The following is a 13863-nucleotide window of genomic DNA, read 5'->3' as shown; positions in this document are numbered from 1 at the left end:
CACCGGGGAGGACCTGCGATGAGGCGTGTCGTCGTCACGGGCCTTGGGTTGCTGTCGCCGTTCGGCATGGGCTTCGAGCACAGCTGGAAGGAACTTCTGACCGGCCGCAGCGCTGCCAAGCGCATCACTGAGTTCGAGGTGGAGGATCTTGCCTGCAAGATCGCCCACGTCATTCCGCGTGGTGACGGCAGCAATGCCACCTTCAATCCGGAGGCCGTGCTCGAGCCGAAGGAACTGCGCAAGATCGGCGACTTCATCCTGTATGGGATTGCCGCCGCCGACGAGGCGCTGAAGGATTCCGGCTGGGAACCCAAGACGCATGAAGAGCGGTGTGCCACCGGCGTCCTGATCGGCTCCGGCATCGGCGGCATCGAGGGCATCGCCGAGAACGCGACGATCCTCAAGGAGCGCGGCCCGCGCCGCATCAGCCCTTTCTTCATCCCGGGCCAGATCATCAATCTCGTCTCCGGGCAGGTTTCGATCCGGCACGGGCTGAAAGGCCCGAACCATGCCGTCGTCACGGCCTGTTCGACCGGCGCGCACGCTATTGGCGATGCTGCCCGGTTGATCATGTGGGGCGATGCCGACGTGATGGTCGCCGGTGGCGCCGAAGCGCCGGTGACGCGGCTGTCGATCGCCGGCTTTGCCGCATGCCGGGCACTGTCGACGGAACGCAATGATTCGCCGCAAATGGCGTCGCGACCCTATGATCGGGACCGCGACGGCTTCGTCATGGGCGAGGGCGCCGGCGTTGTCGTGCTCGAGGAGCTCGAACATGCCAGGGCGCGCGGCGCCAAGATCTATGCCGAGGTGACGGGTTATGGTCTCACCGGCGATGCGCATCACATCACCGCGCCCGCCGAGGATGGCGATGGCGCCTTCCGTTGCATGACGGCGGCACTGAACCGGGCCAAGTTGACGCCGGCCGATGTCGACTACATCAACGCGCACGGCACCTCGACCATGGCCGACACGATTGAGCTCGGTGCCGTCGAGCGGCTTGTCGGCAATGCCGCATCGAAGATTTCGATGTCGTCAACCAAGTCGTCGATCGGCCATCTGCTTGGAGCGGCGGGTGCCGCCGAAGCGATCTTCTCTATCCTTGCCATCAGAGACAATGTCGCGCCGCCGACCATCAATCTCGATAACCCGGAACGCGAAACCGCGATCGATCTGGTGCCGAACAAGCCGCGTGCCCGCCAGATCGACGTGGCGCTGTCCAATTCCTTCGGCTTTGGCGGGACCAACGCGTCGCTGGTCTTCCAGCGCTACAATGGCTGATCGTCCGGCTGCCGGGCGGCGCTTTGGCGTGCCGTCAATTTTGCCATATTCGCCCCTACTCTGCCGCTGGGGATTCGTTGGGCGATCAAACGGTAGGGCGAAATGAACACAAATCCGGCAGGCAACGGAGAATTCGGGCAACGGCCGCCGACATCCGGCCCGATCGTGCCGAAAACGGCCAGCGAGGCGTTGCGGCCAGAGGCTGGCACGCCACCGCCGAAGCGCTCGCGTGCGTCACGCAGCCAGGTCGTCGTGTTCATGAACTTCGTCATCTCCTCGGTGATGCTGGTGGTTCTGGCGGCCGGCGTCGCGGTCTATTTCGGCAAGCAGGAATTCACCGAACCCGGACCTTCGGCTAATGGCGACACCTTCCTGGTCAAGCCGAACACCGGCGTCCAGGATATCGCCGACCAGCTCGAACGCCGCGGACTGATCAGCGACGCCCGGGTATTCCGTCTTGGCGTGCGGGCCTTCGGCAATGATTCCGCGCTGAAAGCCGGCGAGTACGAGATCAAGCCCAGGGCTTCCATGCGCGATATCATGGAGCTTTTGAAGAGCGGCAAGTCGGTGATGTATTCGCTGACCATTCCTGAGGGACTGACGGTCGACCAGGCATTGCAGCGCATCGCCGAGGAGACTGCGTTGAGCGGCGACATGCCGGCAACCACGCCGCCGGAGGGCAGCCTCGCCACCGACACGCTGCGCTTCACGCGCGGCGCGACACGCCAGCAGATGGTCGACAAGCTGCTGGCGGATCAGAAGAAGCTGGTCGACGATGTCTGGGAGCGGCGCGCGCCTGACCTGCCGCTGGCCAACGTCGAGGAGTTCGTCACGCTGGCCTCGATCGTCGAGAAGGAGACGGGCAAGGGTGACGAGCGTTCGCGAGTTGCCGCCGTCTTCCTGAACCGGCTTGCCAAGGGCATGCGCCTGCAATCCGATCCAACCATCATCTATGGGCTGTTCGGCGGCAAGGGAAAGCCGGCGGACCGGCCGATCTACCAGTCGGACATCCAGAAACAGACTCCCTACAACACCTATGTGATCAATGGCTTGCCGCCGACGCCGATTGCCAATCCGGGTCGTGCAGCGCTGGAGGCGGTGGCCAATCCGTCGAAAACCGCCGACCTCTATTTCGTTGCCGACGGCACCGGCGGGCACGTCTTTGCCGCGACGCTGGACGAGCACAACGAGAATGTCGCCCGCTATCGCGCGTTGCTGAAGAAGCAGGCCGATGATGCCGCCAAAGCCGCCAAGACGACTGGCACCGGCGACAGCGATGCCAGCGGCGGTGACGCGGGCGCTGCCCAGTAAATGAAGAAAGGCGTTGCCCGACAGGCAACGCCCTGACATTTGGAAGAGCGCCGCGCGTCCGATTTCGACGCGCCTGCGGCGCAGTCTTTTTTCAAGCCGCACTCGCTCCTGTCCGGAAAGCCGGTTCAGGGCGATGTGCCAGGGACGTGTGGGCGATATGAATTTGCAGAGCATGACCGGTTTTGCACGTGCCGTCGCCGAGCACGAAGGCACTTCGATCGCCTGGGAGGTCAAGTCCGTCAACGGCAAGAGCGTCGAGGTACGGCTGCGGCTGCCGCAAGGCTTCGAACGGTTGGAACCTGCTGTCCGGCAGATACTTCAGAAACGTTTTGCACGCGGCAATTTCCAGGCGACGCTGACCATCGGCCGTGCCGTTGGCGCGCAGGCGCAGCCGGTCGTCAACGAAGCCTTCCTGAAGGACCTTGCTGGGCTCGCCAAACGGCTGCAGGAGCAATTCGGCGTTGCTGCGGCGACGTCAGATGGATTGCTTTCGCTGCGCGGCGTGCTCGACATTCCTGAAACCGTCGAAACCGAGGAGGCGAGGGCCGCGCTCGATGCCGCGATCATGGTCGCGCTCGAAGTGGCCTTGAACGGGCTCGAACAGGCACGTCAGGGCGAAGGAGCCGCGCTGGCTTTGCTGTTGTCGGGTCATATCGACACGATCGAGGTGCTGACGCTGCGAGCCGAGGCGGATCCATCCCGCGAGACGACGGTGATTCGCGAACGCATCGCCGAGCAGGTCAGGCTGCTGATGGACGCTTCCGCCAATCTGGATGCCACCCGACTGCACATGGAGGCGGCGTTCCTGGCCACCAAAGCCGATATTCGCGAAGAGATCGACCGGCTGAAAACGCATGTCGCGTCCGGCCGGGCTCTGCTGCTGGGCGGCGGTGCGGTCGGTCGCAAGCTCGATTTTCTGGCACAGGAATTTAACCGCGAATCGAATACGCTGTGTTCCAAATCGAATGCCGCAGCCGTCACCGCGATCGGCCTGGACCTGAAGGCGGTGGTCGACCAATTTCGTGAACAGATCCAGAATCTGGAGTAGCCGATGGTTGCCAAGGATTTGGGGTCCCGCATTCGCCGCCGGGGCCTGATGCTCGTCCTGTCGTCGCCATCCGGCGCCGGCAAGTCGACGATCGCGCGCAATCTTCTGGAAAGCGATTCCAGCCTCGAACTGTCGGTCTCGGTCACCACCAGGCCGCGCCGCGGAAGCGAGATCGAAGGCGTCCACTATCATTTTCGGACGATGCGCGAATTCGAGCGGCTTCGTGATTCCGACGCACTGCTGGAGTGGGCCGAGGTGCATGGCAATTGCTATGCGACGCCGCGCGAACCGGCCGAACTGGCGCTGTCCGAGGGGCGCGACATGCTGTTCGACATCGACTGGCAAGGTGCCCAGCAGCTCAAGGAGAAGATGCGCGCCGACATTGTCTCGATCTTCATCCTGCCGCCATCGATGAAGGAGTTGAAGGCGCGGCTGAAACGTCGCGCTGAAGACCAGGAGGCGGTGATCGAGACGCGGCTGAAAAACGCCCGCAACGAGATCGAGCACTGGAAGGAATATGATTTCGTCATCGTCAATGACGACCTTGACCGCGCCTTCGCCGAAGTGCGCGGTATCGTCGTCGCCGAGCGGCTAAGACGCGACCGCCGGCCAGGCCTGTTCGATTTCGTCTCTGGACTGTTGGACGAGAAGACGGGCTGAGGCGGTGAAGCGCCAATCTCCCCCACGAGGGGTGGGAGATCGGCAGCTTCTTACACCGCATTGGTCAGCCGCACGAACTCCTCGACGCTCAGCGTTTCGGCGCGGCGTGTCGGATCGATGCCGGCGCGTTCGAGCAGGGCCTCGCCGCCGAGGTTCTTCACGCTTTGCCGCAGCATTTTGCGACGTTGGCCGAACGCGGCTTCGGTGACGCGGCCGAGTTTTTTTACCTCGGCGGACAGAGGGGTCGGGCGCGGCACCAGATGCACCACCGAGGAGGTGACCTTTGGCGGCGGCGTGAATGCCTGTGGCGGTACGTCGAAGGCGATCCTCGCCTCCGTCCGCCAGCCGGCAAGAACCCCTAGCCGGCCATAGCTGTCGCTGCCGGCGGGCGCGACGATGCGCTCGGCCACTTCGCGCTGGAACATCAAAGTCATCGAGGTGTAGAAAGGCGGCCAGTCGCTGACCGTCAGCCAGCGCACCAGCAGCTCCGTGCCGATGTTGTAGGGCAGGTTGGCCACGATCTTGACCGGACCGCCGTTCCCGGTCGCTCGGCTGGCAAGGCCTGCGAAATCCGTCTTCAGCGCATCGCCGGAAACAACCTCCAGCCGGCCGGGATAGTGGTCGGACACTTCGGCAAGAGCAGCCAGGCAACGTTCGTCGCGCTCTATGGCGACCACATGGCGCGCTCCGTTGTTGAGCAAGGCGCGGGTCAGCCCGCCGGGACCAGGACCGACCTCGATTACTGTTGCATCGGACAAGTCGCCGGCGGTGCGCGCGATCTTGCCGGTGAGGTTGAGGTCGAGCAGAAAATTCTGGCCGAGCGCCTTCTTCGCCTGCAACCCATGACGCTCGATCACCTCGCGTAGCGGCGGCAGCCCGTCGATGCTCATGCCCGAGGTCTCATACGGCGATTGCCTTCGTGTTCGTGTCGGCCAGCCGCCGGGCAAGCTTCAGCGCGGCTATCAAGCTGTCGGGCCGCGCCACACCCTTGCCGGCGATGTCGAAGGCCGTGCCGTGGTCGGGCGAGGTGCGGATGAAGGGCAGGCCGAGCGTGACATTGACCGCCTCGTCGAAAGCCAGCGCCTTGGCCGGGATCAGCGCCTGGTCGTGATACATGCAAAGGGCCGCGTCGTAGCCCGCCCGCGCCCGGACATGGAACAACGTGTCGGCCGGCAAAGGGCCGAAAGCGTCGATTCCTTCGGCACGCAGGATGTCGACCGCCGGGCGCACGATCAGCTCGTCCTCGAGGCCCATGGCGCCGCCTTCGCCGGCATGTGGGTTGAGCCCGGCAATCGCCAGCCTCGGCTTGGCGATGCCGAAGCGGCCGGTAAGGTCGGCGGCGGTGATGCGCGCGGTGGCGACGATCAGTTCGGTGGTCAGTGCCTTCGGCACCTCGGCCAGCGCGATGTGGATGGTGACGGGAACGGTGCGCAGGTCGGGTCCTGCCAGCATCATCACAGGCATCGCCTCGACGCCGCTGTGCCGGGCTGCCAGATGCGCCAGATATTCGGTGTGGCCGGGAAAGCGAAAGCCCGCATCGTAGAGCGGCTTCTTGGCGATGGGGCAGGTGACCACGGCCGAGGCTTCGCCGGCAAGGCAATCGGCGACGGCGCGGTCGATGGCCTCGATGGTGGCGGCCGCATTGGCCGGATCCGGCCGGCCGGGGCTGTCGATGCAGCCGGCGGCTAGCGGAACGATCGGCAAGGCGCGGGCAAAGACCTGCGCCGCTTGCGCTGATGTCGTTTCGACGACCGGCAGCGAAATGCCGAGCAGGCGCGCCCGGGAGGCGATCAGCGCCGGATCGGCGAGCAGGTAGAAGGGGGGCAGGGCGGCAGCTTCGCGCGCCATAAAGGCGGCGATGGCGATCTCCGGCCCAATGCCGGACGGATCGCCGGCGCTCAACGCGAGCGCACTCACTGTGTTGCCCACGTCAGCGCTTGACGATGCGGGCTTTTGCCTTCAGCTCGTCGACATATTTCTTGCTGAGCGCGTCGGCATCCTTGTCGCCGCCGGAGCCTTCGGCCTGAAACGCCATCTGGGCGACCTTGTCGTCGGACACTTCGCGCGACGAGCAGATGCCGATGAATTCGACGCCGCGCTCGGTTTCGCGCGTGGCGGTGGCACCGCCGACTTTGGTAGCCTTGATCTGCTCGGCCCAGTCCGGCGGCAGCTGCGGCGCGAGCACCCGGCCCAGATCGCGAACGGTGACGTCGATCAAGCCCTTGGCGAATTCGCGCGTCGTGTTGCAGCCGTTGAAGCGGGCGCGCATGGCGTCGGCCTCGCGCTTGCGTTTGCCCAGCGTCGCGCTGCGTTCAGCCGCCGGCACCACGAAGATGACCTGCTGCAGCATGTATTCGGTGGCGCTCGGTTTGGCGCCGCCTTTTTCGAGCATCTTCCTCACGAGATCCTGCTCGCTGACGGCACCTGTGCCGTCGCCGGAACGGTAGCGTGCGCTCAAAGCCTGGTTCCAGGCCATCTGGGCGCGGATGAATTCCTTGAAGTGGCTCTTGGTGACACCTGACTTCTCCATGACGCCGTCAAGCTGGCTGAGCTGCATCTTGTTGCTCGAGGCAAAGCGCTGATACGCCGCCTCGACCTGTGCGTCGCTGATGCGGATGCCAAGCCGCTTGGCCTCGGCCATACGCAGCGTCTGGTCGATCATTTCCTGGCCGGCATCGCCCTTCTTGCGCTGCAGCTTCAGGAAGGCGGCGCGATGGGCGATGTCGCCGCTGGTGACCGGAATGTCGTTGACGACGTATTTGATCTCGCTGGCGAAAGCCGGCGGCGTCATTGCAGTGATCGACACGGACGTCGCCGCCACGAGCAACGCGAAACCTGCTGAAAAGAGGTATTTCCTCATCGTTGGTATCCCAATTCTATCCCGGTCCCGCCCAATTTCATCTTTCCAGGTGCGCGAAATCCGTGCCAGCCCTATGCGGCGAAACGATGTCGCCGATTGTTACTGGATCGTGTCGACGCCACTGGTCGACGAGCCGAAATCGCCGAGGGTGCGGAACGACAGATTGAAGCCGATGGTCTGCGACACCTCCCTGGTGTTCAGATCGCGCGACTGCGAGTAGGTCATCAGATAAGTGAAGCAGGAATCGTTGTAGGCGAAGCCGACACCGTCCTTGACCAGCAGGCTTTGCTGCAGGTCGTAGGTTCCTGTGCCGAAGACGCGCCAGTTTTCGGCCAGATGCGTGGATGCACCAAGTGTGACTTCGTGGCGGTCTTCCGTGAAACCGTACAGCGGCTGGGCCTGGATGAAGGCGTATTTGGCGCTCAGCGACACAGGCAGGCCGGAATAGGCGGCCTTCACCTCGGCACGGCGGACCTCGAAACTCTGTTCGTCGAAACGGCCGCTGACCGAGGCCGCGAAGCCGTTGGGGCTGTTGATGCCGAACAGGCCGACATAGTCGGACTTGGTCGTGTCGAGGCCGGAATTGGCGCCGACATTGACCAGATCCGGCGCGGCAAAGGAGTTCTCGCCGCCGATCTGATAGGATTGGCCGAAAATCGCATTGGTGCCCCAGCCATTATTGTACGAGCCGGAATAGCGGAAGCCGACATTGGCGCGCGAACCGCCTTCGACGCGGTCGTAACCGGAGAACTTGTCGCGCTCGAACAAGGTGGTCGCGTCGAAGACCATGCTTTGGGCGTCTTCGTTGGGCACTGAGAGGCCGCCGACATATTGCTCGTTCGGACGCATGAAGACCTGCGCCATTGGCTCGATGACATGGCTGGACCCGCTGGCCATGGAAAACAGCACCGGCCAACGCATCTCGAGGCCCGCGGTTGCCATGTAACGGGCAAATGACGAGCGCATATCGTCCTGCTCGCCCAAATGCGTTGCCATTCGGTCGATGGCGTCTAGCGAAGCCGACGATGCGTTGAGGTAGTCCACATCGCCCTGCAGCGCGAGCAACGGCGTTAGCACCAGTCCGTCATCTGTGACGAAACTCCGCTTCCACTCGGCCTCGGCGGTGAGACGGCCCGATTCGCCTTCGATGCCGCGGACGCGCTGCGTCGGAGTGAGGGCATTGTAGGGCTGGACGAAGGTCTCATCGACATCGTCGCGGCGGATGACACGCGCGTTGACATTGAGGGACAGCTGGCCGCCGGCCACCGAGGCATCAGGAATATAGGCGTAATCGAGCGACGGCAGCACCCACGGCTGTTGTCCACTTCGCGCAGAGATATTGTCGTCAGGCGTATCTTCCTGCACATCGAAATGCATGGCGCGCACGTCGAAATAATTGCGGCCGTTGAGACCCGTCAAGTAGACTGACGACTGGTGAACGCTGCTATTGTACTTGTCGATGCCGTAGGTGTTCGAGAAGTTCTTGTCGGTCTGCAGCAGCACGTCCCAGCCGAAGTTCCAGCGTGAGTTGATGGCGAACTGCCCCTGGGTACCCATCATGCCGCGGAATTTGTTGGGATCGCCGGCGCTGCCCGAATTGACGTTGTGGCCAGAGCTGGATGGGAAGGCAGTGGTGTCGAGGAAGGCGTCGGGATTCTGCTGGTGTATCCCGGCGATCTTCAAGCTGTACTCGCCATTGTCGAAGCGCTGACGCCACTCGGCCTCACCGAGGAAACCCTGCCTGGTATAGCCGGTGCCGGTGACGGTCAGGTCGTAGGTCGGCGCCAATGCGAGATAATAGGGGACTTTCACGCCGACGCCGAGATCGCTCTTGTAGATGATGCTCGGGATCAGGAAGCCGCTCTTGCGCTTCACCGTCGGGTCGGCAATTTCGAATGCAGGCAGATAGGCAAGCGGAAAACCGAAGAATTCGAAATTCGCATTCTCGAAGCGAACCGTCTTCTTCTCACCGTTCCAGATGATCTTCTTGGCCTTGACGCGCCAGGTCGGCGCTTTGTCCGGCTTATCCTCGCACGGCTCGCAGGCGGTGTAGACGCCATTGTGGAAGGTGGTCAGCACGCCGCCCATGCGTTCGGCGCTTTCGGCGGCGAAATAGGCCTTGTCGATGGTCTCGACCCGCAACGCGTTGACGAAGCCGTCGGCGAAGTCGTCGGTGATGTCGATATGCTGCGAATTGATCTTGGTGCCGTCGCTGTTGATGACTTCGACGTTGCCGCTCGCCACCATCCGCTTGGTGTTGCGGTTGTACTCGACCCGCTGGGCGACAAGGCGATTGCCACCATAGTCGATCTGCACGCCGCCAACGGCGGTCACGGTCTGGTTGTCGTTGTTATAGACCAGCGTATCTGCCGCCAGCAGCATTTGCGAGCCGGACGGAACCGATGTCGCCATGTCGCCGACGTCCTGCGCGAGCGCCGGTGCCGGAACGGCGTAGGCAAGCACGCACGCCAAGGCGGTCGCCGCATAGAGGCGCGCCAAACCGGCCTGCCTGTTGCTGGGCAAAAACGCCTCCCTCACTAGCCGTCTTCCTTGTATAGCAGGAAAGTCACCCCGAAGAACATAGCCACCATGACCGGTACCCAGGCGGCTACGACAGTCGGCACGAATCCCGCCACGCCGAATGCCTTTACCAACACCGAAACGACATAAAGCAGAAAGCCAGCGATGATGCCACCCAGAATCATCGTCGCCGACTGTCCCATCCTGGCAAATCGCATTGAAACCGTTGCCGCGATCAGCGTCATGGCGACGAGCAGGAACGGCAACGCTACGAGCGAATCAAACTGCATGGCAAAGGCATTTGCCTTGAGGCCGAAGGAGCGGGCAACTTCGATCTTTCCGGGCAGGTCGTAGAAGGGGATGGTTTCGGGGCGCGCCAGCCGCTCTTGCACGAATTCGGGCTTCAAATTGGTCGGTACGCGATCGGTTGCCAATACCTGGATCGTGCCGTTCTGGAACGTCTTGACGTCCTGCAATTCCCAATAGCCGTCGCGCAGGAAGGCACGGGTGGCGTCCTTGCGCGCGACGATGTTGCCTTGCGGGTCGAGAATGAAAAACACGACGTCGGCCATTTCCAGGCCCTGGTTCAGGATGGCCCGCGCACCGATGATGGTGTCCCCCGAACTGGTTTTCTGCCGGATCCAGGGCGCGGCATCGGCCGAGACCGTATTCGATTTGCCGGAACGCAGCTGGGTTTCGATCTGCTCGGACCAGGAGAATGCGTGCGCGGCGAGTGGATTGATGACGCCAACCGACAGGACGCCGAACAGCAAGGCTCCGACACAGCAGGGCAAGAGGAACTGCCAGGCGGAAACACCGGCGGAACGCGCGATGACCAGCTCGTAACGCCGGTTCAGCGATACCAGCGTCGCCATCGCCGAGAAGAGACCGACGAACGGCACCGTCTGCAGCATGATCATCGGCATACGGAGGCCTGAAATGGCTACCGCCGTGCCGTAGGTGAAGCCGGGCAGGCCGGTGGTGCGTCCGGACAGCTCGGTGAAATCGATCAGGAACACCAATGCCAGGAGGCCGATGAAGAACCAGATGGTGATCGTCACATAGCGGAAGAAGAAGTAGCGGCCCAGTGTCCAGCCCATCAGCCGACCCCTTGCCCTGATGCGCCGCGCCTGGACAAACGCAATTTGAAAGCATTCCAGCTGTCAGCGATGCGCGTGGCGAAGTTTGTCATCCAGTCCGCCCAGGTCACGGGCAGTTCCAGTGTCCGGTTGGAGACGATGAACCAGATCGCCACCGCGGAAGCCACGATCGGCACGCCATAGACCATATACGCATATTGCGGGACCTCATCCGCCTTGCTGGCGGCAAAAAAGCCCAGCCAACGCACGAACAGCGATATCGTGATCGCCGTGATCAGCGGATTGACGCGCGCCTCGCGGTGCGAGCGCGCATCCCCGGCGACCGCAAGCGCGATCAGCGCGAAAACCATGGAATAGGTCCATTCCGAGAACCGCTGGTTGACTTCGGCCCGGTATTCGTAGGGGTTCTGCTGATAATACTTGTCGTTGGCGCCCGGGTTGAGCAGGTACTGCGTCGTCTGGTCCTTGGGCAGGAGCGTCACCGCCGAAGCCGCCGCCATGAAGGCCGACATGTCGAAGGCATAGGAGGTGAAGCGGATGACGGAGAGATCGCCGGTCAGCGTTTTGCGATGGATGACGCCGTCATTCATCATCAGCACCTTTTCACCGCCGCGTTCGATGATGCTTCCGGTCTTGGCGTAGTAGACGAGGTTGACGCCTTCTTCGCGCGAATCGGCGACGAAAATGCCACCCAGCCGATTGTTCGGAAGGCGCTCGCCGATCTGCAGGAACAACCCGTCGTCAATCTTGCGGAAGGTGCCTTCCTGGATGATCAGCGACAACAGATCCGCGCGCGACGACGCCACCAGGGCCCGGTTCTTCTGCCGTGCGTAAGGGTCGATGCCGTTGTCGACGGCAAAGGAAAAAACGGCGGCGGCGAGCGCCAGCAACATGATCGGCCGCACGATCGTCCAGCGCGAGGCCCCCGCGGCGTTGACGACGGCGAGTTCGGAATCCGAATTCATGACACTGAGTGTCTGTGCGACCGCTACCACCAGCGCGAAAGGCACCACGATCGGGATGATGGACGGAAGGATGAGGGCGGCGACTTCGAAGAAGGTGAGCGCCGACTGGCCGCTGTCGGTGACCAGGTCGATCTTTGCCAGCACCTGCGTCGTCCATACGATCGCCAGCGTCCACACAAGTGCGGCCATGAAGACCACGAAAGCGCGGCGCATGATGTAGCGTTCAACGACCTTCATGAAGGCTTTTCTCGATTTTTTCGAACGGCATCATGCCACCGAACAAGGTAGCTGTCCGGCAGCGCCTGCACAACTGGCTCATCAGATGGTCTATCCGGGTTCTGTCCCACATCACGCCCCCCGGCTGGGCGGAGTGTCGGCGGGAATGGATAAGAAAGGGCGAACATCGATGGTTAACAACAGGTTGCGGCAAAAAGCGGGGCCGTGCCGCGACGAATCGTCATCGATTCCATAGGTCATATGGGATGCCAATTCGGCAAAGTCTTGCCAAATGCCGGAAAACGACCAAATGTCGCGCATCGTTTCGAACCGCTTCCCCAAAAGTCGCGCATTCCCTGAAAGCAGGACATGATGAATCAAAGACCGTCGATCGCCTTCGCCAAATTTTCCGGGTCCCAGAGCGCGGTGAACAAGAAGGGCACGGTCTTCGTGCTCGCGGCGGATGAGGGCGGCCTGAGCGACGTCGCCAAGGCCGGTGATCCCGGCAAGACACTGGAGCGGGCCTTTCCCGTGGCTGAGTTCACGGGCAAGTTCGCCAGCACGGTGGAAGTTCTGGCGCCGCAGGGAGCATCGCTCGACAGACTGGTGGCGATAGGCGCCGGCAAGGTATCGGGACTGGACGAATATGCGTGGTTGAAGCTTGGCGGCACCGTTGCCGCGTCGCTGCGCAAGGCGACCGAAGTGGCGGTGGTCCTCGATGTGGTCGGCGCCTCGCCGAGCGCGAAAGACGCGGCAAGCCTTGCCGCGGGCATTCTCCTGCGCAGCTATTCCTTCGACAAGTACAAGACCAGGAAGGACAAGGACGACGGCAAGGCAGAGCCGAAGAAGCCGGTCAAGGTGACCATCCACACCGCCGATCCGGCCGCTGCGAAGAAGGCCTTCGCCGATGCCGAGGCGGTGATAGACGGCGTCCTACTGGCGCGCGACCTCGTCAACGAACCGGCAAACGTGCTTGGGCCGGTCGAGTTCGCTGCCCGCGCCAAGGCACTCGAGGCACTAGGCGTCAAGGTCGAGATATTGGCTGAGAAGGAAATGAAGAAGCTCGGCATGGGCTCGCTGCTCGGTGTCGCGCAAGGATCGCCGCGCGGCGCCCGCATGGCGATCATGCAGTGGAACGGCGGCAAGCCGAAGGACAGCCCGATCGCCTTCGTCGGCAAGGGCGTCACTTTCGACACTGGCGGCAATTCCATAAAGCCGGCCTCGGGCATGGAGGATATGAAGGGCGACATGGGCGGTGCCGCCGCCGTTACCGGCCTGATGCATGCGCTGGCGGCCCGCAAGGCGAAAGCCAATGTCGTCGGTATCATCGGACTGGTCGAAAATGCCGTCGACGGTCATGCCCAGCGCCCCGGTGATATCGTCACTTCGATGTCGGGCCAGACCATCGAGGTGCTCAATACCGACGCCGAGGGCCGCCTCGTGCTGGCCGATGCGTTGTGGTACTGCAACGACCGCTTCCAGCCGAAATTCATGGTCAATCTGGCGACGCTGACCGGCGCCATCATGGTGGCGCTCGGTCAACATTATGCCGGCCTCTTTTCCAACAATGACGAACTGGCCGAAAAGTTGGCGGCGGCGGGGCAGGCGACGCAGGAACGGCTGTGGCGCATGCCGCTGGGGGCCGAATACGACAAGCTGATCGATTCCAAGAACGCCGACATGAAGAACATCGGCGGCCGTTTTGGCGGCGCCACCATCGCGGCGCAGTTTCTGCAGCGCTTCGTCAAGGACACGCCATGGGCCCATCTCGACATTGCCGGCACGGCGATGGGGGCGCCGTCGAACGAGATCAACCAGTCCTGGGGTTCCGGTTTCGGCGTCAGGCTGCTCGACCGGCTGGTGCGCGACAATTATGAGCAGTGAACGGGTTCAATCACTATA

12 protein-coding genes are annotated in these 13863 nt (G+C 62.8%); 5 read left to right on the top strand and 7 right to left on the bottom strand.

Going from position 1 to position 13863, the window contains the following annotated elements; all coding sequences use genetic code 11:
• Positions 1–18 precede the first annotated feature (18 nt).
• From fabF to gmk, 4 genes are all read left to right on the top strand, one after another.
• On the top strand, positions 19–1281 hold the full coding sequence (fabF, locus tag NKI99_RS03335) for a beta-ketoacyl-ACP synthase II (RefSeq protein ID WP_352609745.1): 1263 nt from the start codon (positions 19–21) through the stop codon (positions 1279–1281).
• 102 nt (positions 1282–1383) lie between these two features.
• Positions 1384–2592 (top strand): endolytic transglycosylase MltG, encoded by a 1209-nt coding sequence (gene mltG / locus NKI99_RS03330; RefSeq protein WP_352609742.1) that lies wholly within the window; start codon positions 1384–1386, stop codon positions 2590–2592.
• Positions 2593–2749: 157 nt separating this feature from the next.
• Entirely contained in the window at positions 2750–3640 is an 891-nt protein-coding gene (locus NKI99_RS03325) for a YicC/YloC family endoribonuclease (protein WP_352442178.1), read from the top strand.
• A gap of 3 nt (positions 3641–3643) precedes the next feature.
• Positions 3644–4300, top strand: a complete 657-nt coding sequence (gmk, locus tag NKI99_RS03320; protein WP_013532512.1) for a guanylate kinase — start codon at positions 3644–3646, stop codon at positions 4298–4300.
• A gap of 50 nt (positions 4301–4350) precedes the next feature.
• Here gmk and rsmA read toward each other — a convergent pair whose 3' ends face one another.
• The 7 genes from rsmA to NKI99_RS03285 form a co-directional block, all read right to left on the bottom strand.
• Positions 4351–5190 (bottom strand): 16S rRNA (adenine(1518)-N(6)/adenine(1519)-N(6))-dimethyltransferase RsmA, encoded by an 840-nt coding sequence (rsmA, locus tag NKI99_RS03315; RefSeq protein WP_352609739.1) that lies wholly within the window; start codon positions 5188–5190, stop codon positions 4351–4353.
• A gap of 10 nt (positions 5191–5200) precedes the next feature.
• Positions 5201–6217 carry a 4-hydroxythreonine-4-phosphate dehydrogenase PdxA gene (gene pdxA, locus NKI99_RS03310; protein ID WP_502895161.1) on the bottom strand — a complete coding sequence of 339 codons (1017 nt, stop codon included), beginning with the start codon at positions 6215–6217 and terminating at the stop codon, positions 5201–5203.
• Between the two features lie 13 nt (positions 6218–6230).
• Positions 6231–7160 (bottom strand): peptidylprolyl isomerase, encoded by a 930-nt coding sequence (locus NKI99_RS03305; protein ID WP_023813768.1) that lies wholly within the window; start codon positions 7158–7160, stop codon positions 6231–6233.
• A gap of 99 nt (positions 7161–7259) precedes the next feature.
• Positions 7260–9698 carry an LPS-assembly protein LptD gene (locus NKI99_RS03300; protein WP_352609735.1) on the bottom strand — a complete coding sequence of 813 codons (2439 nt, stop codon included), beginning with the start codon at positions 9696–9698 and terminating at the stop codon, positions 7260–7262.
• Positions 9698–10783 (bottom strand): LPS export ABC transporter permease LptG, encoded by a 1086-nt coding sequence (gene lptG, locus NKI99_RS03295; RefSeq protein WP_352550966.1) that lies wholly within the window; start codon positions 10781–10783, stop codon positions 9698–9700. The genes NKI99_RS03300 and lptG overlap by 1 nt, the downstream gene beginning before the upstream one ends.
• A complete protein-coding gene (gene lptF / locus NKI99_RS03290) occupies positions 10780–11982 on the bottom strand; it encodes an LPS export ABC transporter permease LptF (RefSeq protein ID WP_128305684.1) in 1203 nt (400 codons plus the stop codon). The genes lptG and lptF overlap by 4 nt, the downstream gene beginning before the upstream one ends.
• Positions 11983–12093: 111 nt before the next feature.
• Positions 12094–12282 (bottom strand): hypothetical protein, encoded by a 189-nt coding sequence (locus NKI99_RS03285; RefSeq protein WP_127289235.1) that lies wholly within the window; start codon positions 12280–12282, stop codon positions 12094–12096.
• 51 nt (positions 12283–12333) lie between these two features.
• Between NKI99_RS03285 and NKI99_RS03280 the strand changes: the two genes are divergently transcribed.
• Positions 12334–13845 carry a leucyl aminopeptidase gene (locus NKI99_RS03280; RefSeq protein WP_352609926.1) on the top strand — a complete coding sequence of 504 codons (1512 nt, stop codon included), beginning with the start codon at positions 12334–12336 and terminating at the stop codon, positions 13843–13845.
• The last annotated feature ends 18 nt before the right edge of the window (positions 13846–13863 follow it).

Origin of the sequence: Mesorhizobium sp. M0239 (genome assembly GCF_040321815.1) — a bacterium.
GTDB lineage: Bacteria > Pseudomonadota > Alphaproteobacteria > Rhizobiales > Rhizobiaceae > Mesorhizobium.
The sequence above is the reverse complement of the archived record's forward strand: the minus strand, read 5'-3'. Positions and strand labels throughout refer to the sequence as shown.

Coding starts and splice junctions, on each gene's coding strand:
- fabF (WP_352609745.1), top strand. CDS start 19: ATGAGGCGTGTCGTCGTCACGGGCCTTGGGTTGCTGTCGCCGTTCGGC.
- rsmA (WP_352609739.1), bottom strand. CDS start 5,190: ATGAGCATCGACGGGCTGCCGCCGCTACGCGAGGTGATCGAGCGTCAT.
- NKI99_RS03325 (WP_352442178.1), top strand. CDS start 2,750: ATGAATTTGCAGAGCATGACCGGTTTTGCACGTGCCGTCGCCGAGCAC.
- mltG (WP_352609742.1), top strand. CDS start 1,384: ATGAACACAAATCCGGCAGGCAACGGAGAATTCGGGCAACGGCCGCCG.
- lptF (WP_128305684.1), bottom strand. CDS start 11,982: ATGAAGGTCGTTGAACGCTACATCATGCGCCGCGCTTTCGTGGTCTTC.
- NKI99_RS03285 (WP_127289235.1), bottom strand. CDS start 12,282: ATGCGCGACATTTGGTCGTTTTCCGGCATTTGGCAAGACTTTGCCGAA.
- NKI99_RS03280 (WP_352609926.1), top strand. CDS start 12,334: ATGAATCAAAGACCGTCGATCGCCTTCGCCAAATTTTCCGGGTCCCAG.
- gmk (WP_013532512.1), top strand. CDS start 3,644: ATGGTTGCCAAGGATTTGGGGTCCCGCATTCGCCGCCGGGGCCTGATG.
- NKI99_RS03305 (WP_023813768.1), bottom strand. CDS start 7,160: ATGAGGAAATACCTCTTTTCAGCAGGTTTCGCGTTGCTCGTGGCGGCG.